Raw genomic sequence first — 19,935 nt, 5'->3', positions numbered from 1 at the left:
AGTTCAGTAGCGATGTGACGTGCATCGCGGCGACGCCGCACTGCGCGACGATGAGGCCGCTCGCCATGCAAGATGAACGCCTCGCTCCCTCCGGGCGCGATCATCGTTCCTGGACGTGGTCGCCGCGGCGGCCATGGCGGGGGTCGCTCGACCCGCTGCGCCGCGGGCCGCGTCACGTGCCCTGCGTCGATGACGCGGCGGGCCCCGGGACGTCGTGCGACGCCACGGAGGCCGCAGCCCTCGATGGCGGTCGGATTTCAACAGGCCGGCGGGAGGGAGAGAGCAGCGCGGGAACAGGCGAGCATGGATCTCCCCGGCGCCACGTGAGCGCTCATGGAGAAGGCGCGACCCAGACCGGCCCTCAGGCGGTGGTCTTCAGGCACGCGTAGAGCGCCGACGCGAGCGCCTCGGCCCGCGCGTCGGTCGTGAGCGCGAGGATCATCCGGTTCGGGAGGAACCCGAACCCTACCCGGGAGACGGGATCCGCGAAGCCTACCGCGCCGCCGAACCCGGGGTGGCCGAAGGCCTCGTCGTGCGGGCCCATGCCCAGGCTCGCCGAAGGCCGCATGTAGCCGAGGCCGATCCGGACCGGGTTCCCCCAGATGCAGTCGTTCCCGTCGTAGTGGACCTCGGTGTGGCGAGCCGTGGAGTCGGCCGAGACGAGCCGGGTGCCCGCGAGCTCGCCCCCCGAGGCGAGCAGGGCGTACAGCCGGGCGATGCCGCGGGCGGTCCCCACTCCATTGCGGGACGCGAGCTCCGCTCGCCAGAACGTCGGATGGTTCATCCCCTCCCGGAGCAGGTCCCCGAAGCGCCGGCCGGGGCTCAGGAACATCGCCTTGCCGGGCGCCGAGTCGGCGTTGACGAACTTGTAGAACTGGTCGGTGTCCGTGATCGGATCGGGGATCAGCCACGCGACCCGCTGGTGCTCGGCCTCGGGCAGCCCGATCCAGTACTCGGCCCCGAGCGGGCCCGCGATCTCGTCGCGCAGGTAGGTCCCCAGGCTCTTGCCGGTGATGCGACGGACGACCTCGCCGACGATCCAGCCGTAGGTGGTCGAGTGGTAACCGCACTGCGTCCCCGGCTCCCAGACCGGCGGCGCCGCCTCGATGAGCCGCGCGATGACCTCGGCGTCGAGCAGCGTCTCGGGGCGATCCAGGCGCACGCGCAGCTCGGGGTCGGGGAACCACGGCAGCCCCGCCTTGTGGCTGAGCACCATGCGCACCGTGATGCCGCCCTTGCCCTGGGCCGCGAACTCCGGCCAGTACGCGGCGACCGGCGCGTCGACGTCGAGCTTCCCCTGGTCCGCGAGCCGCTGCGCAACCAGCGCTGTGACGCCCGTGGCCACCGAGGCCCCGCACGCGACCGTGTCCTCGGCCCACGGGACGCCGGGGCGGGCCTCGCCACCCCAGAGGTGGGCGACCTCGACGCCGTCGACGTAAGCGCAGAACGACGCGCCGGCCTCGTCCTGTCGCGCGAGGTTCTCGACGAACGCGTCGCGTACGCGCTCGAAGCCAGGGGCCACGCTTCCTTGGATCATCGGCTGGGTGCTGGTCACGGATCGGTCCTTGGTAAGGAGGGGGTGCGCGGGGCGGGATCCGCCCTCACACCGCCATCATCGCCCATCTGGCGGCGCAAGGGATGACGAGCGTCGCTTTCGTGCGCACGCCGCGGCTCCCACCCGCCGCCGGCGGCATGCCTTGACCATGCGACCGACCGGTCATATGACCGATCGGTCGCATGCCGAAGAGCACGTTTTTCGGGCTTCCGGAGGAGCGGCGGGACCGCCTCGTGCGCGAGGCGATCGCGGAGTTCGCCGATCGGACCTACGCCGAGGCGTCGCTGTCGCAGATCGCGCGCCGCGCCCGCATCCCGAAGGGCAGCTTCTATCAGTACTTCGAGGACAAGCTCGATCTGTACCGCTGGCTGCTCACCGAGGAGGCGCCGCGGCGCAAGCGCGAGTTCGTGGGCGCCGCGTGCCTCGAGGGCGACTTCTGGGCTCGCCTCGAGGCCCTGATCGAGCGAGGCATGGCGTTCCTCGTCGAGCACCCGCGCCTCGCCCGCCTGTCGGCCGCGGCCGCCGATCCGACGGCGGACGTCGAGGTGCGCGCCCTGCACCGGGCGATCTGCGAGGCCGGCGTCGCCGAGCTCCGGGCGTTGCTCGCGCAGGGCCTCGCGAGCGGCGCCCTGCGCGCGACCGACACGAGCCTGGAGGTGGCGACCCGCCTCGTCGCCGCCGTCATCGGCCCGGGGCTGACCGATGTCGTGCTCCAGGAGCTCGGGGCCGAGCTCCACGAGGTGCTGGCCTCGGACTCGCCGCGCAAGCAGCTCGGCCCGAGGCGCCGCCGCCGCCTCGCGCAGCAGGTGGTCCGACTCATCCGGGGCGGCCTCGGCGCGGACGCCGCGTAGTTTCACGAGGAAGCCGGCGCCGCGCTGTGGCTCTGCTCGGCGGGCGCGGGCCACGTGACCGGCGCCGCGCTCCCGGTCGACGGCGGCTCCCTGGCCGCGCGAGGCACGGAGTTGCTCCGAGGCCCTGATCTCACCCAACCTCACGACGGAGCTCTCTGGGCCAATGCCCCCACCACCCCCACGGAGCCTCGGTTGCGCGGGCCGTCGCGGCCTGTTACACACTGCCGCTGACGCAAGAGGAGAGTGCTCCGGTGAAGATCAGCTCCTGAATCGGTCTCCGTCGCAGGTCGCGAGCGCGCCAGGTCGGATGAGCCTGCCCGCGCAACGCAGCCTGCCCGTCCCGTGACCGGGCCGCGTGGCCCTCGGATTCAGGAGCTTGTATGTCGTCGTTGCGCGCGCATCGTCTCTCTTTCTGTTATTCCGACGCGTCCCCGGTCCTCGGGGACGTCGATCTGTGCCTGACGCCCGGCTGGTACGGGATCGTCGGGCCGAACGGCGCCGGCAAGACGACGCTCCTCCGGCTCTTCGCCGGCGAGCTCGCGCCCGACGCGGGGAGCCTGCGCATCGAGCCGCGGGGCGCGGCGATCGCGGTCTGCCCGCAGGCCGTGGAGCACGCGGACGCGGCGATCCGTGCGCTGGCCGAGGCCGAGGACGGCCTCGCGCGCAGGGTGCGCGGCGAGCTCCACCTCGATCCGGCGGAGCTCGGGCGCTGGGCCACGCTGTCGCCCGGCGAGCGCAAGCGGTGGCAGATCGGCGCGTCGCTCGCCGCCGAGCCGGACCTGCTCCTGCTCGACGAGCCGACGAACCACATCGACGCGGACGCGCGGGCGCTGCTCGCCGGCGCGCTCGGCGGATTCAAGGGGATCGGCGCGTGCGTCTCGCACGATCGCGAGCTCCTCGACGCGCTGACCGTCGGCACGATCCGGGTCGAGCAGGCCGCGGCGCGGCTCTATCCCGGCGGGTACAGCGCCGCCAAGGAGCTCTGGGAGGCCGAGGCGCGCGGCCGCGAGGAGGCGCACCAGCGGCTGCGCGCCGAGGAGCGGCACCTCCGCCGCCGGCTCGGCGAGGAGCGGCGCGAGCAGGCCTCGGCGGACGCGGCGCGGAGCACGCGGAAGCGGATGAAGGGCCCGCACGACAGCGACGCCCGGGGCCTGATGGCGGACTACCGCGTGTCCTCGGCCGAGGCGCGGCTGTCGCGCAACGTGGGCGTGACGCGGCGCAAGCTCGAGAAGGTGTCGGCCGAGGCGGGGGAGCTCGAGCTCGAGAAGGCGGTGGGGCGCAGCGTGTTCGTCGGCTACGAGCGGTCGCCCGCGCCGTGGCTGTTCGTGCTCGACGCGCCCGAGGTCCGCGCGGGCGGCGGCGATGGCCCCGTGATGCTGCGGGGCGTGCGGCTCGGCGTCGGCCGCGAGGACCGCATCCGGATCGCCGGCCCGAACGGCGGCGGCAAGACCACGCTGGTGAAGGCGCTGCTCGCGAGCGCGCGGGTGCCGCGGGAGAAGGTGCTGTATGTGCCGCAGGAGCTCGGAGAGGCGGAGGAGCAGGCGCTCATCGCCGCGGCCCGGCGCCTGCCCCCGGAGCAGCGCGGACGGGTGATGTCGCTCGTGGCGGCGCTCGGGGTGGAGCCGGGGCGGCTGCTCGCGTCGGCGCGGCCGTCGCCTGGCGAGGCGCGGAAGCTGATGATCGCGCTCGGCCTCGGGCAGCACGCGTGGGCGCTGGTGCTGGACGAGCCGACAAACCACCTCGATCTGCCGTCGATCGAGCGGCTGGAGCGCGCCCTGGCCGACTACCCGGGCGCGCTGCTCCTTGTCACCCACGACCGGGCGTTCGGGAGGAGCTGCACGTCGATCCTGTGGACCGTGGCCGAGGGCGACGTGCGGGTCACGTCCGACGACGCCGGCGCGTGACCCCGACCCTCGGCGCCGCGGCCTCGACGGACGCACGCCCCGCGGCGGCGGCGCCGATCGCGCGCCGCCGCCTGGGCCGCGCTCACTCGATGGCCGGCGTGCCGCCCATCTCCTTGAGCACGGCGTCCGCGCCGGACACCGCGTCCATCACCCACTGCATGTAGCGGTGATCGACGTGGATGGTCCGGGTGATCGACGGCATGAAGAGCCAGTCGGACGCCATCGCCTCGTAGTTGCCGTCGAAGGCGAGGCCGACGAGCTCGCCGCGCGCGTTCAGCGTGGCGGAGCCGGAGTTGCCGTTCGTGATGTCGAGATCGCTCAGGAAGCAGACTGGGACCTCGCCGAGGTCGTCATCCACGTACGGGCCGAACCGCCGCTCGCGCGCGGCCTCGAGCAGGGCCTCCGGGGTGTCGAACGGCGGCTTGCCGGTGCTCTTCTTCACGACCTCGCTGAGGGCGGTGAACGGGCGATAGACCGGCTTGTCGATCTCCGGGCGGTAGCCCCGCACGGTGCCGTAGGTGACGCGGAGGGTGCCGTTCGCGTCGGGCGCCAGCATGCCGCCCCGGTACGCGCGGAGCGCCTCGACGAAGCGGGGCTTCACGAGGGTCATCGCCCCGGCGTAGGCCTTGTCCCGGGCCTCGATGGCCTTGTCGACGGGCGCGAGCGAGAGGGCGAGGCGGATCATCGGATCCTGGCTCGCGCCGAGCGCCTCGATCGTCGCCGTCTTGAGCAGCTTGACCCGGGTCGCCGCGTCCTCGAGCGCCGTCTTGGCGTAGAGGGCGTCGACCGCCGCGGCGAGGGCGGCCTCGGTCGGCGCCTGCCCGCCCACGAGGCTGCCGACGAGCGCCGGCCTGTCCTTCGGATCGAGCCGCAGCGCGCGCTTCAGGGCCAGCTTGAAGGCGCTCCGATCGAGGGTGCGGTCGTAGGACTTCTGCAGCGACACCTGCGCCTGCTCGAGCCGCTCCCAGTTGCGCTCCTGGTACCCGGCGTCGCGCTCGGCGTCGGCCTTGGGCCGCTCCTCCGCCATGCGCACGAGGGTGACGGCCGCGTCGAGGAGCCTCGCGGACGAGAGGATCTCGGACACGGCCGCGTCGTGCTCGCGCGTCTTGCTCTGCTCGGCGTGCGCCGCGGCGATCTTCTCGATCGCGCCGCCGTAGGCCGCCTTGCGCTCCGGCTCGGCGTCGATCCAGGCCTTGAGCTCGTCCTCCACCCTGGCCTTCTCCTTGGCCAGGCCGCCCTCGACGAGCCCCTCGAGGAGACCGCGCGTCTTGAGCAGGTAATTGCTGTAGCCCTGGATAGACGAATGCGCCTTGATGCGCACCGCCGGGTCGTTCTTGCCGAGCTCCTCCAGGAGGGCGATCGACTCCTCGTAGAACGACACCCGCTTCGGGTACTGCCATGACACGGCGGACTCGACCTCTGCCGCGGTCCGGAGCCGGCTCGTCGTGCCGGGATAGCCGGCGACCATCACCAGGTCGCCCTGGTTGAGCGGCGCGGAGGCGAGCTTCAGGTGGTGCGCCGGGCGATACGGCACGTTGTCGTCCGCGTGGCCCGCGGGGCGGTTGTCCTTGCCGACATAGGCCCTGAAGAAGGCGAAATCTCCGGTGTGACGTGGCCAGCGCCAGTTGTCGATATCCCCGCCGAAGTTGCCGATGGCCTCGTGCGGGGCATACACGATGCGGACGTCCTTGATCTCCAGCTGCTCGATCAAGGAGACCTGGCCGCCGCCGAAATACTCGGCGATGGAGCAACGGATCTCCGGGCGCCCCTGCTCGCACGCGGCCACGAGCTGTTTCTTGCGCCGCTCGATCTCCTCGTAGCGCTCGAGATCGCCCTGGATCGCCTCGATCCCGCGCCGCACCTCGCCGGTGACGTCGCGGAAGCCGCGGGTGACGAGGACGCGCGCGGTGGGGCCGGCCCAGCGCTCTTCTGCGCGGGATCTCGCCAGGTAGCCGTTCGTCAGGAGGTCCTGCTCCGGGGTGGAGTTGTACTGGAGCGCCCTGGTGGCGCAGTGGTGGTTCGTCGCGATGAGCCCGTCGGGCGAGACGAACGACGCCGAGCAGCCTCCCAGGCTCACCACCGCGCCGAGCGGGGCCGCCGTGGGATCGGTGAGCGACGCCGGATCGATCTCGAGCCCGAGCGCCTCGAGCTTGTCCTTGTGCTGCCCCATCTGCTCGGGCATCCACATCCCGCCGGGGTTCTCGAACGGCGTCCCCTGGCCGGGCCCCGAGGCCGGAGGCTTCGTGTCGCCCGCTTGCGGGCGCTCCGACCCGCAGCCTGGCGCGAGCGCGGAGAGGGCGAAGAGCGCGAAAAGCGCGTTACCACGCAGAGAGGAATGAAACATGCGGTGTTGTTACCATCGACGTTGGACAAAGCAACCACACCGCATCTCTCGAGCAGCCCCGGCGCCGCGTCCCATGAGCTCTTTTCTGGTTTCATGTGAGAAGAAACCATAAAGACACATAGATCCTTTGTTCTCTCCTCTGTGTCCTCTGTGCCTCTGTGATTCAAATTCTTCTACATCACGGAGCCGGGAAAGGACCCATGCGAGGCCCGCCGGCTTCAGCGCGTTTGCCGGAAAGCCATGTTCTCTGCGTCAGGCGGCCGGACTGGCATTCACGGCATCCCCGCCGATTCGCCCTCGGGGATGACGCCTCGCGCGCCCGCGCCGAGCGCCTCCTCGACGGCGCGATCGATCTCGCGCTGGCCGAGGGCCCGATCGCCGGCGCGGGCGCCGAGCCGCTCGATCGTCTCCAGCGCGGGATACGTGAGCCGCCGGAGGTCGGCGGCGTTCACCTGCGTGTGGCCGCTCCACTGCCGGAAATACGTGTCCACGAGCGTGGAGCTCAGGAAGGCGCGCAGGCCGCGGGCGAGGAGCGGCGGCAGCCCGGCGCCGCTCCGGTGAAAGACGTTGAGGTGGTTCTCGAAGCCCACGCGCGCGCAGGGCACCGTCGCCGGATCGAAGACGGCCGCCGTGATGCGCCGGCGCTCCTCCTTCGAGGAGCAGCGCTTGACGACGACATAGGTCCCGCTCGGCATCCAGAGGTGGGCTGTCGCGGCGCAATCGACCAGGGCGTTCGGCTTCTTCCCGGGCCTCGGCCAGCGGACGACGCCCGCGTCGAGGTGCGCGGGGTAGATCAGCGGCGCCGTGTCCGCCGCGGGGTCCAGGCGGAGCAGCTCGCGGGCGCGGAAGTCCACGACCTTGCCCGTGGAGATCGAGAGGCCGAGATCCGCGAGGCGCGCGGGCAGCCTCGCAAACGCGTCCGCGACGTCCTTGCCTGCCTGATCCGGGACGACGTGGATGAGGCGCTCGGGGTCGCCCGGCCGCACCACCTCGGCGTGGGGGACCTGCCGCGCCACGATCGGCCCGTCGTCCGGGCCGTTGCTCGACGAGATGAGCACGGCGCCCGGCGGCGCGCCCTTCACGCCGCAGAAGACGACGATCTCCTGCAGGATGTCGTCCTCCGCGAACGCCGCCGTGCGCGACTCGAAGACGTGCACCCGGCGGAGCGACATCTCGCGGAGGAACAGCTCGCGGAAGGCCCGGAAGTAAGGACCATTGCAGAAGCTCCTCGGCGTGATGGCGACGAGCTCGCCCCCGGGCTCGAGGACGCGCACCGCGAGCGCCAGGAAGGCAGCGTAGAGGTTGTTCGCCTCGATCCCGGCGCGGCGGAGCGCGCGCCGGGCCGCCGAGCCGGCGCCGAGCTTCTTGTAGGGCGGGTTCAGGATCGCGTGGGTGAAGCGCGCCCGCGGCCCGGGCAGGGAGAGCTCCTCGACGGCCGCGGCGATGAAGTCCGCGCGGACCGCGCGCCCGTCGAACGCGATGCCCGCCGCGCGGCACGCGTCGCGGCAAGCGCGCATGCCTTTGGAAAGATGCTTTACCAGCGCCGGATCGAGCTCGTAGCCGACGGCGAGGATGTCTGTCGGCGCGTCGGGCCGGGAGCACGCCTCGGCGACGAGCGCCGCCGTGAGCGAGCCGACGCCGGCGCCGGCATCCAGGACGCGGACCGACCCGCCGAGGCGCTGGAAGAGCGACGCCATGAACGAGGCGAGCCGGGGGGGCGTCAGGAACTGGCCGAGCTCGGAGCGCCGGGCGGAGTCGAGGCGCCGGCAGGCCTGCGCGCGGTGGCGATCGACCGTCTGGATCAGGGACGCCGGCGGCGAGCGCCGGAGCTCTCGGGCTGCGCTCATCGGCTGGACGCCATGGCTACCCGGGGGGGAGCGGATCGTGCCGGGGCGGCTCAGTCGACCTGGTGGGCCCGGAACGACGCCACCGCCCCGCTGGTCTCCAGACAGCGATGGATCCAGGCGGCGTCGCGCGCGCGCACGGCGATGAGCCGGACGTCGCCGGCGCCGTCCAGCGTCTTCAGGCCCTGGAAGCCGACAAGCTCTGCTTCCTGGAGCGTCATGACCTGCGCTCCCGTCTCGCTCATCACCTCGGCGGTGAGCAGGTCGGCGCCGGCTGTCCCCGGGGCGAGGTACACCTCGAACACGGTCATCATGGGGCCATGGTCGCCGGACGGCGCGGCGCCGACAAGGGTCGTCGTGAGCCCGGCGCGGCCGGTCACGCCGGCCATGCCGGTCACGCCTTGCCGGCGGCCTCGCGCTTCGTCTCGAGCTCCTCCCACCGGCTGACGAGGCGCGCGGCCTCCTGCTTGGCGCGCTCGAGCTCCGAGAGCAGCCCCGCGACGTCCGCGCCGCGGCTCGCGTAGAGCGTCGGATCGGCGAGCTTCGCCTCGAGCTCGACGACCTGCTGCTCGGCCACGTCGATCCGTCCGACGATGGCCTCGAGCTCGGTCCGCTCGGCGAACGAGAGCTTCGGCTTGTCCCCGCCGCGCGCGGCGGTCTTTCCCTGCGCCTGCGCGGGCCGGGGCTCCGCCGCCTGCGCCTTCGCGGCCCGCGCGTCGGCCTCCGCCGCGAGCGCGGCGTGAGCGCGCTGCTCGCGGTAGGCGTCGTAGTTGCCGGCGTAGCGCACAACGCGGCCGCCGCCCTCGAACGCGAGGATCGAGGTCGCGACGCGGTTCAGGAACCAGCGGTCGTGGGTCACGACGAGCGCCGAGCCCTCGAGCTCGATGAGCATCTCCTCGAGCGCGGCCAGGGTCATCACGTCGAGGTCGTTCGTGGGCTCGTCGAGGATGATCACGTTGACGCTCTGGGTGAGCATCTTCGCCAGGGCGACGCGCGCCCGCTCGCCGCCCGAGAGCGAGCCCACCGGCTGTCGCGCCTTGTTCGGATCGAAGAGGAACCGCTCCAGGTAGCTGCGCACGTCCATGGATCGGCCGCCGATCTCGACGCGCGTATGCGAGCCCGCGATGTTCTCGAAGATGGACTTGTCGAGGTCGAGCCCGCTGCGGTGCTGGTCGAAGTAGGCGACGCTCGAGTTCTTTCCGAGCACGACCTCGCCTTCCATCGTGGGCCCCTCGGCGGCCGCGCCGTCTCCGGCGGCGTCGAGCTGGCCGAGGATCGCCCGGAGCATCGTGGTCTTGCCGGTGCCGTTGCGGCCGACGATGCCGACGCGCTCGCCCTTGGTCAGGGAGAAGTCGAGGCCGCGCACGAGCCATTTGCCGTCGACCGCGAGGCCGAGCTTCTTCATCTCGAGGATGGTCTTGCCGGTGCGCACCGAGTCCACCGAGAGCTGCGCTGTCCGCTCGGCCTTCGGCGGCGGGGCGGATTTTGTCGTCTCCGCGCGCTGGATGCGCGCCTTCTGCTTGCCGGTGCGCGCCTTCGGCTGCCGCCGGAGCCACTCGAGCTCGGTGCGCAGGAAGTTCTGCCGGTTCGACTCGGTGCGCGACTCGAGGGCGAGGCGGTCGGCCTTCTGCTCGAGGTACTCCTCGTAGCCGCCGTCGTAGCTGTAGACCTTGCCCTTGTCGATCTCGAGGGTGCGCTCGGCGACGCGGTCGAGCAGGTAGCGATCGTGGGTGATGAGGAGCAGCGCGCCGGGGTGCTCGTCGACGAGGAAGCGCTCGAGCCACTCGACGGTCTCGACGTCGAGGTGGTTGCTCGGCTCGTCGAGCACGGCGAGGGCGGGCCGCGACACGAGGAGGCGCGCGAGCGCGACGCGCCGGCGGTCGCCGCCGCTGAGCACGCTCATGGGCGCGTCGGGCCGGGTGACGCCGACGTGGCCGATGATGGTGTCGACCCGGTGCATCATGTCCCATCCGCCGAGGCGCTCGATGTCGGCCGCGACGGCCGCCTGCTCGGCGAGGAGCGCCTCGGCGTCCCCGGTGCCGGCCGCGAGCGCCCGGCTCACCTCGTCGTGGCGGGCCTTGGCCGCGTACCACGCGGAGAGCCCGGCGAGCACCACGTCGCGCGCGGTGTCGGACGGCTCGAAGACCGGGTCCTGCGAGAGGACGCCGATCTCGGCGCCGCGGCGGCGCGCGATGGTGCCGCTGTCGGGCTGCTCGAGGCCGGCGAGGATGCGGGCGAGCGTGCTCTTGCCGGAGCCGTTGACGCCGACCAGGCCGACCCGCTCGCCCGTGCGGATGTTGACCGTGACGCCATCGAGGACGGTCTGGGGACCGAAGGATTTGTGGAGATCGTGAGCGGTGAGGACGGGCACAGGGGGCGGAGCTTAGCGCATGGCGCAGTGATCGGGGGGACCGGCTCGGAAACCCGGCGAGTTCATCGCAGACCTCCCTCGCCGGGGCGCGACGGCGGGTGACGCCGGGGGAGCTCGCATGGCCGGGCGACGAGGGCACGAAGCGCGCCTGCGCGCCATCCGCGCCCTCGTCGCCCGGCCTCGCGGGAGGCGACCCGAGAGGCCGCGCGGCGCGAAGGCGGTCAAGCAGCGCTCATTCCTCCGTCGTTGCTTCCGTCGTCGCGACGCCGCGCTCTCCACCGTTTGCCAGAAGAGGCACCTTTTCGGGGTGCTTGCGCCAGAACTCTCTCTGGCACCACCCGGGGAGGAGCTGCTCCACGATGACCCCCTCGGCGGAGAGGGCCTCTTCGTGCTCGTGCCAGTCGGTGTCGCACGCGTTGACGATGGTGCTTCGACCACCGGCCGAACGATGCGCGAGGTGCGCCGCCACGAGCTTCTTGTCGGAGTTGTCGAAGCGCGCGAGCCCCTCGGGAACGACGGCGTACTCTCCGTCGTACTCCACGGAGACGAACGCCGCCGTCCGCAGCTTCTCCATCGCCACGACGAGGCCGTAGTCCTGGGCCGTCAGCTTCTTCTTGTACTCGCGCAGGATGCCGCGGGCGCTGTCAATGATCAGGCCGCGCCCGTGGTCGCCACGGAAATCTTTGAGCCACGCGAAGACGATCCTCCGCTCGTTCGCGGGGACGTGGGTGTCCTTGAACGGCGAGGCCGGATCGGCGGCGCTCGCGACGATGAGCACGTTGGTGTCGACGACATGATCAGCCACGTCGCTCGTCCTTCTCCATGCGGTCGAGCATCCGCTCTACCTGCCGCTCCACCTCGCCCACCGTGTCACCGAAGAACTTGTCGGGCCAGTTCGCGACCCGCCCGTACTCGTTCACCTCGAGCGGCTCCAGCACCGATTCTCCGTCATCGCACCTGGCAAAGTACATGGCGCACTCGTCCGGCGTGATGCGCTCTTCGGCCATCAGGGTCTGGATCCGCCGGAAGAGGTGCTCCGAGTGCGTCTCCACAAGGAACTGCACCCTGCGCTCTCGCGTTGCGTCGACGAGCAGATCGCCGAGCGCCGATTGCGCCAGCGGGTGCAGGTGGAGCTCGGGCTCCGACATGATCACCGTCGAGCCCTCGGGCGCGAAGTACGCCGAGGTGACCACGGGCAGGACTTGGGAGACACCGAAGCCGACGTCGAGCAGGTTCGTCCGATGGCCCTGGAAGGTGATCATGACCTGGAAGAACGTCGTCGCGTGGCGCTCGATCTCCATCTTGTCCGCGACCCCGAGCCGCGCGAGCCCTGCGGAGACCTGCTCGACGAGGCGGCCCCGCTCGGACTCGTCGGCGTGGCGGCCGACGAGGCTCGCGATCAGCGCCGGGATCGCGTGCTCACCGCTCGATCCGAGCTGTCCGACCGAACGCCCCGTCCAGGCGTGGTGGCGCGTGGGCACGCTCCGGTGGGGCCCAAGGTAGGCGAGCCGCTGGAGCTCCCGCGTCAGCGCGAGCGCGAGATCCTGCGCGTCCGCGCCCGCGGGGCCCAGGGCAGCGACCGCATCGGCCGAGAAGCCGACGGAGCGCTCGGGCTCGTAGGCTCTCCGGGTCCGCCGGTCGTCTGGCAAGGGGCCGCTCGGCGCGGAGAGCGCGTAGGTGCCGTCTTGCTGGCGTGCGACAGCATAGGAGCCGCCAGCAGTGACGTACGAGAGCCGCTGCACGCAGGGGATTTCATCCTCCGCGGCGCCATAATCCACCTCGTACTCCACGGAATCGAGCGTGCGTGGCTCGGCCCCCTTGCCGATGCTCACCGGGCCGAAGGTCAGGCGGAACCCGAGCTCGGCGCGACGATCGCCCCCGGAGACGACGTCGGAGAGCCTGCCGAGGTCCAGCATCTCACCGGGTTGTCCGCCCAGGTTGAGCGCCAGCGACCGGTCGGGCGACTCGACGGTTTGCTTCAGGAGCAAGAGCGGCTGAAGCAGGCTCGTCTTGCCGGCCGAGTTGACGCCGAGGACCAGCGTGAGCGGCTTGAGGTCGAACACATGTGCGCCACGCCAGGCCTTGAAGTTCCGGAGTCCGAGCTTCGTGAACATCCTCTGCTCCTTTTTTTCACCGAGGGCTCACGCCTCAGACAAACGCCGGGTGCGCAGCTCAGCGGTCGGGCGGATCGGCCCGGTAGTCCGGCCTCGGACCGGCCGACGCGGAGGGCACCCGCGCGCCCGGCGTCGCCCGCTCTGCGCTCATCGCGCCGGGCGGCGCCGCCGAGGGCGCCATCGCGGGCGCCGCGCCGGCGTCGCGCGCCCCCGCGCCGCCCGTCTCCCCGCCCGACCCGACGAAGCGGACGCGCCCGAAGCGCCGCGCCCGGTGGAAGTTCCCCTCCCCCAGGATGGGCGACCACGCCGCCCCGCCGTTGTTCTGCATGGCGTAGAAGTTCATCCGCCACGCGTCGCCGGGCGACGGCGGCGCCGCCTTCGCCTTCGCGAACGAGCGCCACGGGATCTTCGCCTCGACCACGTACCCTCGGTCCTCGTCCGAGTCGTCGTCGATCGTCCCTCTCAGCACCACCGCGCTCGCGAGCCCCGCGCTCCACGCCTCATGACCGAAGGGCCCGTTCGCGCCGCCCCTCGGAGCGTTGTAGTCGTCGAACTGCGAGTCGAAGACGAGGTTCTGCGGGTTGATCTGGATCTCGTAATAATCCTTGTTGTCGCCGTCGCCGTCGGGGTCGATCATCACCTCGACGGTGTCCCGCTCCCAGAGGTGCGGATCCCGCGCGTCCTGCGGGAAGCCGCCGGTGATCGTCCCGTCGCTGACGTCGAAGCCGACGTAGAGGAACGCGTCGTCCCAGAGCAGCCGCGCCTCGCCCTGCGTCGGCAGCGACCGGTCCTCGCGGCCCGTGCCCACGTTGACGAACGGGCCAGTCCTCGCCGCGGTCTGCCACGCCGGCTCGTCCAGGCGGCCGTCGATCGCGACCGCCGCGCCGGGCGCGAGCTTGCGCACCGAGAGCTCCTTCACGGCGGCAGGCTGTCTTCCCTGGCCCTGGCCGGCGCCCACGCCGCTGCTCGCCGGCGCCGGCGCCCGGCCAGCGGCCCCCGCGGGCGCCGCCTCCTGCTCGCCCCCGCCGCCCCGGGAGCACGAGGCGGCGAAGACCACAGCGGCCAGCCCGAGGGCCCGCGCGCGCGCAGGGTCGAGAGCGCGCCGCTGACTGCAGGGCCGGCGCATCCGGGCCGCCGCTACTTCCGGCCCTTCTTGCGGGCGTCGCGCTCGCGCTTGCGCTGCGACTTCTTGGCGTTGCGCTCGCTGGCGCTGAGCGTCTTCATCTTCGTCATGTTCGGGCCGCCCGCGCCGGCGCCCGGGAAGCCGCCCATGCCCGGCATCCCCATCCCCGGAAAGCCCATCCCCGGGAAGCCCATCCCCGGCATCCCCATCCCCGGCATCCCGGGCATGCCCGGCATCCCGCCGCCGGCCATCATCTGCTTCTGCATCTCGCGCATGTTCTTGGCCATGGCCGCCTGCTTCATGCCGGGGATCTTGCCCATCAGGCCCATGTTCTGGCCGAGGCCGCTCATCATCTGGCGCATGAAGAGGAACTTCTGGACGAGCTCGCTCACCGCCTCGGGCTTGGAACCCGAGCCCTTGGAGATGCGCTCCACCCGCTTCGGCTCACGGACCAGCGCGTACGGGTCGCCCTTCTCGAAGGGCGTCATCGACTGGATGATCGCCTGGATGCGGACGAGCTCCCGATCGTCGAGGTTGACGTCCTGCGGCAGGCCGCCCGGGAACATGCCGCCGATGGGCAGCTTGTCGACGAGGTCCTTCAGCGACCCCATCTTCTGGATCATCCGCACCTGCTCGAGGAAGTCGTCGAGCGTGAAGTCGCCCTGGAGCATCCGCGCGGCGTCCTTCTCGGCCTTCTTCTGGTCGACGACCTCCTCGAAGTCCTGCATCAGGCCGACGACGTCGCCCATGCCGAGGACGCGGCTCGCCATGCCGTCCGCGCGGAACGGCTCGAGCTTGTCCGCCGTCTCGCCGATGCCGCTGAAGAGGACCGGCGCGCCCGTGACCTCCTTGATGCTGAGCGCCGCGCCGCCGCGGGCGTCGCCGTCGAGCTTCGTCAGCACGACGCCGCTGATCGACAGCCGCTCGTTGAAGCCGCGCGCCGTCTTCACGGCGTCCTGGCCGATCATCGCGTCGACAACGAGGAAGATGTTCTCCGGCGACGTCGCCTCCTTGATCTGGGCGAGCTCCTGCATGAGCGGCTCGTCGATCGCGAGGCGGCCGGCGGTGTCGTAGATGATGACGTCGCGGCCGAGCCGCTTCGCCTCGGCGCGGGCCGCGGCGCAGATCGCGACCGGCGACTCGCCGGGGAGGTTGAAGACGGGGATCTTGAGCTGGTCGCCGAGCACCTTGAGCTGCTCGACGGCCGCGGGGCGCTGCATGTCGGCCGCGACGAGCAGCGGCTTGCGCCCCTGCTTCTCGAGGTAGCGCGAGAGCTTCGCGCAGCTCGTCGTCTTTCCGGAGCCCTGGAGGCCGACCATCATGATGCCCGTGGGGCCGCCGTCGGCCCAGGCGATCTCGTCGCCCTCGTGGGTCATCATCGCCTCGAGCTCGTCGTGGCAGATCTTGATGAAGTGGTCGCTCGCCGAGACCTGGTGGAGCTCGCCGGCGTGCTTCACGCGCGTCTCCAGGGTGCGGCCGACCGCGGCCTGCTTGACCCGGGCGAGGAACGCCTTGACCACCCCGATCTCGACGTCGGCCTCGAGCAGGCTCAGCCTCACCTCGCGGAGCGCGGCGTCGATGTTGCTCTCGGTGAGCTCCGTGAGCCCGGCGAGGCGGTTTCTGGCCTGACGAAAGCCCCGTGTCAGCGTGTCGAACATGGCAGGGCGGTCTTAGCACAGGGGACCGCGAGCGCGGATCCCTTGCCCTGCCGGAAGCGATCTCTCTCGCCCGGCGCGGGCCGGCGGCGCGCAACCCCGGCGCGCGGAACGCGGCGCGGGGCAGGCGGCGCGCCGCGGGCGCCGCGGGCGGCGCGGGCGCCGCGGCGCGGGCGGCGCGCGGCCAGGGCGCCGGCGTGGCTGGCGCGCCGCGGCGCGGGCCGTCACATCCCGAGCCGGGCGGCGCGGCGGAGGTTCGAGAGCGCCTCGGCGCACTTCGGCATGATCTCGGCGCTCTCCTTGACCTTGGCGTCGGCCGCGGCGAGCTCGGACAGCGCCCCGGGCCCGGCGGACCCGTCGGGCGCCTCGAGCAGGGCGCGCACGCGCGCCTCGGCGGCCGTCGCGTCGAGCAGCAGGCGGTAGGCCCGCGCGCACGTGTCCCTGGCGCTCGCGGCGGGAGGGGTCGACGCGGGCTGCCGCTCGAGCTCCGCGAGCAGCGCCTCGCGCGCCGCGCGCGGCTCGCTCGGGGCGTCGCGGAGGACGTCGATCGCGCGCAGGAGCGCGTCCGCCTCCTGCCGCTCGGCCGACCGGCCGCACCCGGGGGCCGCCGCCACCGCGGCGAGGGCGGCGAGCGCCGCCGCGATCCGCCGCGCCGCCGTCCCTGCTGCCCCCGCGCTCCCCGTCACGCCGGGCGTCCTCAGTCGGCCGCCTTCGCGGGGGCCGGGCCCATCTGGATGCGCTCGCCGAGGTAGGAGCCGATCAGCGTGAACAGCACGCCGATGAGCGCCATGATCACGTACATGAAGAGCGGCATCGTCCGGACGGTCTGGCTCTGCAGGAGGTAGAAGACGGTCGGGATCGCGACGAGGAACGAGGCGACGACCGGCTCGAGGAAGGTCTTGCCGGGCGAGATCATGCCGAGGAGGACGCCGCCGATGAACCACACCGGGATGGCGACGATCATCCCGTTCGACCCCTCGAAGTCGAGCTGCTGCACGATCATGGGGAGGCCGCCGACGAGGGCCGCGGTGAGCACGCTCTGCAGGACGAGGGCGATGAGGCACCAGAGGATCGAGAAGCCCTCTTGCTGGTAGCGGCGGTGGCGGTCGAGCTCGGAGTCGCGGAAAGGCGGCAGCGAGCCCATCCGGGTGCCGCACGAGGTGCAGCGCCCGCTCGCCGTCACGGAGGCGTTGTTCGCGCCGCACGACGGGCAGACGATGGAGCTGTCGTTCTTCGGGGCCATCGCGGCTAGGCTAGGCAAGCCGCCGCGGGCGGGCAAGCGCGCGGCGACCGGAACCGCGCCGGGGCGGGGTTGTCTTGGACAGGGCGGGCCTGTTCCGAGGCTCTCATCCTCAGCCATATCCATCCCGCTGCATTCCCCCGCGTGGGAGCGGGATGGATGAGGATGAGCGCGCGCGGCGCGGCTCCCTGCACCGCGGCCGGCGCTCCGGCTGTATACTCGACGAAGCGTGCCCACCGACCCGACCTCGACCCTGGAATCCATGACGCGCGGCCCGCGCGGCCCTGGTCTCGACGTGACGGGGCCGGATCCGGAGCTGCTCGCGCTGCCGTCGCCGCCGAGGCAGGAGCGCACGGTCACGGTGGTGCTGATGGCGGTGACCGCGGTGGCCGCGCTGTGGATGGCGATCGCCGTCTTCGGGGAGGCGCGCTACGCGCTGTCGCCCGGTCGGCCCGTCGACGTGGGGGAGCTCGCGCCGCTGCGCCCCACGGCGGATCTCGCGAACCGCTACGTGCGGGCCGTGGCCCTGCTCGGGACGCGCGACGCGATCCGGTATGGCCGGGCCGCGGAGGGCGATTCGTTCCGGCTGGCGCCGGTGGCCGGCAACCCGGGGGTGTGGGTGGAGATCCGGGTGCCGGAGGGGTTCGAGGGGCCGCGCTTCGTGCCGCCGAGCTCGTTCGCCGGGCGGCTCGTGCCGTTCAAGAGCGCGGGCATCCGGCACGCGCGGCTGGCCGCCGAGGTGGAGGAGCAGACGGGGACGGCCGTCACCGGCGACGCCTGGCTGCTCATCGACGGCAGCTCGCCGCGCGCGTCGCGCTGGGCGGTCGCGCTGTTCGCGCTGTTCCTCGGGTTCGCGGGCTGGAACCTGTTCGGGATCGCGCGCGTGCTCCACCGCGTGCGGGACACGAGGGACGCGAGCGCCGGTTCTTGACGCGCTCGTCGCGGGGGGGCAGGACGCTGCCTGTCCACCGATGCCCAGGGTCACCTTCGTCAATGAGCACAGGACGGTCGAGGCCGAGCCGGGTCGGCTCCTCAGCGACATCGCGGCCGAGCTCGGGATAGCGGTCTGCCGCGAGACGTTCCGGGGCACGGGGATCGGCGATTACACGTGCTGGGTGAAGGGGGAGCCCGGCGCGACGTCGCCGCTCACCTTCCTGGAGAAGCTGCTCGGCGCGCGCGGCCAGCGGCGGATGGCGAACCGGACGCGCGTGCTCGGCGACGTGCAGGTCTGGACGCAGGCCGGCCCGGGCAACCGGTTGCGCACGCCGCGACCGATCGCGCCGCCGCCGAGCCCGGCGACCGACCCGGAGGCCCCGCGCAAGCCGATCGACGCGAGCGGCAGCGCGGCGTTCCCGTACGGCGATCCGCGCGCGGTCGGCCACGGCAAGCGGGAGCCGGTCGCGGCGGGCGCGCTCGAGGCGAAGGCGGCGAAGGAGAAGAAGGCGAAGGCGGGCGCGGCGGCGAAGGCGCCGGAGGCCGCGGCGAAGGCGCCGGAGGCCGCGGCGAAGGCGCCGGAGGCCACGGCGAAAGCGCCGGAGGCCGCGGCGAAGGCGCCGGAGGCCGCGGCGAAGGCGCCGGAGGCCGCGGCGAAGGCGCCGGAGGCCGCGGCACCTGAGATTGCGAAAGCGCCGAAGGCCGCGGACCCCGCTACCGCGGCGAAGGTGCCCGACCCCGCAGCGACAGCCGAGGATACCGGTGGAGGGGCATCGGAGTAGGTCGCTGCGCGCTCACACGGCCTGATCGCTCACCCCCTGCCAGCCAGCCGCAGCGCTTCCGCGCACGGCTCCCCGCGGCGCCCAGCGTGCTATGCAAGCGCCGATGAGCGACGTGGTGGTGATCGGGGGCGGCGTGGCCGGGTGCGCCTCGGCGCTCGCGCTCGCGCGGCGCGGGCTCTCCGTTCGCGTCCTCGAGCGCAACCCGGGCGAGGGCGCTTCCTGGGCAGCGGCCGGGATCATCGGCCCTCAGCTCGAGACGGCGGCGGGCGACGGCCCCCTCGCGCGGCTCTGCCTCGCGAGCCGCGCCTTGTACCCGGAGCTCGTCGCGTCGCTCGCCGAGGCGACCGGCGTCGACGTGGGCTTCCGGCAGAGCGGCGCGCTCCGCGTGGCCTTCACCGAGCAGGGCCGCGAGGAGATCGCCCGCGAGGTCGCCTGGCAACGAGAGGCAGGCCTCGCGGTGGAGCTCTGCGACGGCGGCGGGGCCCGGGCGCGCGTGCCTTCGCTCTGCGCCGAGGTCGCCGGCGGCGCGTGGTTCGTCGACGAGGCGCGGCTCGATCCGCCGTCGCTGATGCGCGCGCTGCGGATCGCGGCGGAGCGCGCCGGCGTGCAGTTCCGGGCGGGCGCGGCGGTCCGGCGCATCCTCGTCGATCGGGCGCGGGCGCGCGGCGCGCTGCTCGAGGACGGGACCCAGGTCGAGGCGGACTGGACGGTGCTGACCGCGGGGAGCTGGTCGTCCCTGATCGAGGGGTCCGGCCTCGCCCGCGCCGCGGTGCGGCCGGTGCGCGGGCAGATCGTCGAGCTCACGCCGGCGTCGCCGCCGCTCACGCAGGTGGTCTACGGGCCCGGGTGCTACCTGTCGCCGCGCGACGACGGGCGCGTGCTCGTGGGGGCGACCGTCGAGCTCGTCGGCTTCGTGCCCGCGGTGACCGCCCGGGCCGTGCGCGACCTCCTGACCGCGGCGCTCCGGCTCGTGCCCGCCCTCGAGGACGCGCCGCTCGGCAGGACGTGGGCCGGCCTCCGGCCGCACCCGAGCGACGAGCTGCCGATCCTTGGACAGGGAGAGATCGCCCAGCTGATCTTCGCGACAGGGCACTTCCGCAACGGCGTCCTCCTCGCCCCGGTGACCGCGAAGATCGTCGCGGCGCTCATCGCGGGAGAGCAGCCGCCGCTGGACCTGTCGCCCTTCTCGCCCGGGCGGCCCGGCATCGCCGGCTGAGCG

16 protein-coding genes are annotated in these 19,935 nt (G+C 72.7%); 5 read left to right on the top strand and 11 right to left on the bottom strand.

Translation table 11 applies throughout. From position 1 onward, the window contains the following. Positions 1–361 precede the first annotated feature (361 nt). On the bottom strand, positions 362–1,537 hold the full coding sequence (locus tag WMF28_RS42035; protein WP_437599374.1) for a serine hydrolase domain-containing protein: 1,176 nt from the start codon (positions 1,535–1,537) through the stop codon (positions 362–364). Between the two features lie 200 nt (positions 1,538–1,737). On the opposite strand from WMF28_RS42035, the gene WMF28_RS42030 reads away from it, so the two are divergent. Both WMF28_RS42030 and WMF28_RS42025 read left to right on the top strand, forming a co-directional pair. Next, positions 1,738–2,406 carry a TetR/AcrR family transcriptional regulator gene (locus WMF28_RS42030; protein ID WP_437599373.1) on the top strand — a complete coding sequence of 223 codons (669 nt, stop codon included), beginning with the start codon at positions 1,738–1,740 and terminating at the stop codon, positions 2,404–2,406. A 380-nt stretch (positions 2,407–2,786) separates the two neighbouring features. Next, entirely contained in the window at positions 2,787–4,310 is a 1,524-nt protein-coding gene (locus WMF28_RS42025) for an ATP-binding cassette domain-containing protein (RefSeq protein WP_437599372.1), read from the top strand. Between the two features lie 82 nt (positions 4,311–4,392). Here the strand turns inward: WMF28_RS42025 and WMF28_RS42020 are convergent, their stop codons facing one another. The 10 genes from WMF28_RS42020 to WMF28_RS41975 form a co-directional block, all read right to left on the bottom strand. Continuing rightward, on the bottom strand, positions 4,393–6,654 hold the full coding sequence (locus WMF28_RS42020; protein ID WP_437599371.1) for a S46 family peptidase: 2,262 nt from the start codon (positions 6,652–6,654) through the stop codon (positions 4,393–4,395). Between the two features lie 272 nt (positions 6,655–6,926). After that, a complete protein-coding gene (locus tag WMF28_RS42015; RefSeq protein ID WP_437599370.1) occupies positions 6,927–8,501 on the bottom strand; it encodes an Eco57I restriction-modification methylase domain-containing protein in 1,575 nt (524 codons plus the stop codon). 50 nt (positions 8,502–8,551) lie between these two features. Next, positions 8,552–8,887 (bottom strand): hypothetical protein, encoded by a 336-nt coding sequence (locus tag WMF28_RS42010; RefSeq protein WP_437599369.1) that lies wholly within the window; start codon positions 8,885–8,887, stop codon positions 8,552–8,554. A gap of 5 nt (positions 8,888–8,892) precedes the next feature. After that, on the bottom strand, positions 8,893–10,869 hold the full coding sequence (locus WMF28_RS42005) for an ABC-F family ATP-binding cassette domain-containing protein (RefSeq protein WP_437599368.1): 1,977 nt from the start codon (positions 10,867–10,869) through the stop codon (positions 8,893–8,895). Between the two features lie 232 nt (positions 10,870–11,101). Beyond that, positions 11,102–11,674, bottom strand: coding sequence for a hypothetical protein (locus WMF28_RS42000; RefSeq protein WP_437599367.1), 573 nt, complete (start codon positions 11,672–11,674; stop codon positions 11,102–11,104). Then, a complete protein-coding gene (locus tag WMF28_RS41995; protein ID WP_437599366.1) occupies positions 11,667–12,983 on the bottom strand; it encodes a DUF3696 domain-containing protein in 1,317 nt (438 codons plus the stop codon). Before WMF28_RS41995 ends, WMF28_RS42000 begins: the two co-directional genes overlap by 8 nt. Positions 12,984–13,041: 58 nt before the next feature. After that, positions 13,042–14,109 (bottom strand): carbohydrate-binding family 9-like protein, encoded by a 1,068-nt coding sequence (locus WMF28_RS41990; RefSeq protein ID WP_437599365.1) that lies wholly within the window; start codon positions 14,107–14,109, stop codon positions 13,042–13,044. Positions 14,110–14,120: 11 nt separating this feature from the next. Continuing rightward, positions 14,121–15,764 carry a signal recognition particle protein gene (ffh, locus tag WMF28_RS41985; protein WP_437599364.1) on the bottom strand — a complete coding sequence of 548 codons (1,644 nt, stop codon included), beginning with the start codon at positions 15,762–15,764 and terminating at the stop codon, positions 14,121–14,123. Between the two features lie 221 nt (positions 15,765–15,985). Next, entirely contained in the window at positions 15,986–16,447 is a 462-nt protein-coding gene (locus tag WMF28_RS41980) for a hypothetical protein (RefSeq protein WP_437599363.1), read from the bottom strand. Between the two features lie 11 nt (positions 16,448–16,458). Beyond that, a complete protein-coding gene (locus WMF28_RS41975) occupies positions 16,459–17,004 on the bottom strand; it encodes a hypothetical protein (RefSeq protein WP_437599362.1) in 546 nt (181 codons plus the stop codon). Positions 17,005–17,230: 226 nt separating this feature from the next. Here WMF28_RS41975 and WMF28_RS41970 point away from each other — a divergent pair, with 226 nt between their 5' ends. The 3 genes from WMF28_RS41970 (at position 17,231) to thiO (ending at position 19,932) form a co-directional block, all read left to right on the top strand. Further along, positions 17,231–17,932, top strand: coding sequence for a hypothetical protein (locus WMF28_RS41970; protein WP_437599361.1), 702 nt, complete (start codon positions 17,231–17,233; stop codon positions 17,930–17,932). 40 nt (positions 17,933–17,972) lie between these two features. Beyond that, positions 17,973–18,716, top strand: coding sequence for a hypothetical protein (locus WMF28_RS41965; RefSeq protein WP_437599360.1), 744 nt, complete (start codon positions 17,973–17,975; stop codon positions 18,714–18,716). Positions 18,717–18,819: 103 nt separating this feature from the next. Continuing rightward, positions 18,820–19,932, top strand: a complete 1,113-nt coding sequence (thiO, locus tag WMF28_RS41960; RefSeq protein WP_437599359.1) for a glycine oxidase ThiO — start codon at positions 18,820–18,822, stop codon at positions 19,930–19,932. The last annotated feature ends 3 nt before the right edge of the window (positions 19,933–19,935 follow it).

Source organism: Sorangium sp. So ce590 (assembly GCF_051521365.1).
Lineage (GTDB): Bacteria > Myxococcota_A > Polyangia > Polyangiales > Polyangiaceae > Sorangium.
Note: the sequence above shows the minus strand (reverse complement) of the source record. Positions and strands in the feature narration are given on the sequence as shown.

Excerpts from the sequence above, each read along its gene's own strand:
- ffh (WP_437599364.1), bottom strand. The coding sequence starts at position 15,764 with ATGTTCGACACGCTGACACGGGGCTTTCGTCAGGCCAGAAACCGCCTC.
- WMF28_RS42035 (WP_437599374.1), bottom strand. The coding sequence starts at position 1,537 with ATGATCCAAGGAAGCGTGGCCCCTGGCTTCGAGCGCGTACGCGACGCG.
- WMF28_RS42020 (WP_437599371.1), bottom strand. The coding sequence starts at position 6,654 with ATGTTTCATTCCTCTCTGCGTGGTAACGCGCTTTTCGCGCTCTTCGCC.
- WMF28_RS42030 (WP_437599373.1), top strand. The coding sequence starts at position 1,738 with ATGCCGAAGAGCACGTTTTTCGGGCTTCCGGAGGAGCGGCGGGACCGC.
- thiO (WP_437599359.1), top strand. The coding sequence starts at position 18,820 with ATGAGCGACGTGGTGGTGATCGGGGGCGGCGTGGCCGGGTGCGCCTCG.
- WMF28_RS41975 (WP_437599362.1), bottom strand. The coding sequence starts at position 17,004 with ATGGCCCCGAAGAACGACAGCTCCATCGTCTGCCCGTCGTGCGGCGCG.
- WMF28_RS42010 (WP_437599369.1), bottom strand. The coding sequence starts at position 8,887 with ATGGCCGGCGTGACCGGCCGCGCCGGGCTCACGACGACCCTTGTCGGC.
- WMF28_RS41990 (WP_437599365.1), bottom strand. The coding sequence starts at position 14,109 with ATGCGCCGGCCCTGCAGTCAGCGGCGCGCTCTCGACCCTGCGCGCGCG.
- WMF28_RS41965 (WP_437599360.1), top strand. The coding sequence starts at position 17,973 with ATGCCCAGGGTCACCTTCGTCAATGAGCACAGGACGGTCGAGGCCGAG.
- WMF28_RS42015 (WP_437599370.1), bottom strand. The coding sequence starts at position 8,501 with ATGAGCGCAGCCCGAGAGCTCCGGCGCTCGCCGCCGGCGTCCCTGATC.
- WMF28_RS42025 (WP_437599372.1), top strand. The coding sequence starts at position 2,787 with ATGTCGTCGTTGCGCGCGCATCGTCTCTCTTTCTGTTATTCCGACGCG.
- WMF28_RS41995 (WP_437599366.1), bottom strand. The coding sequence starts at position 12,983 with ATGTTCACGAAGCTCGGACTCCGGAACTTCAAGGCCTGGCGTGGCGCA.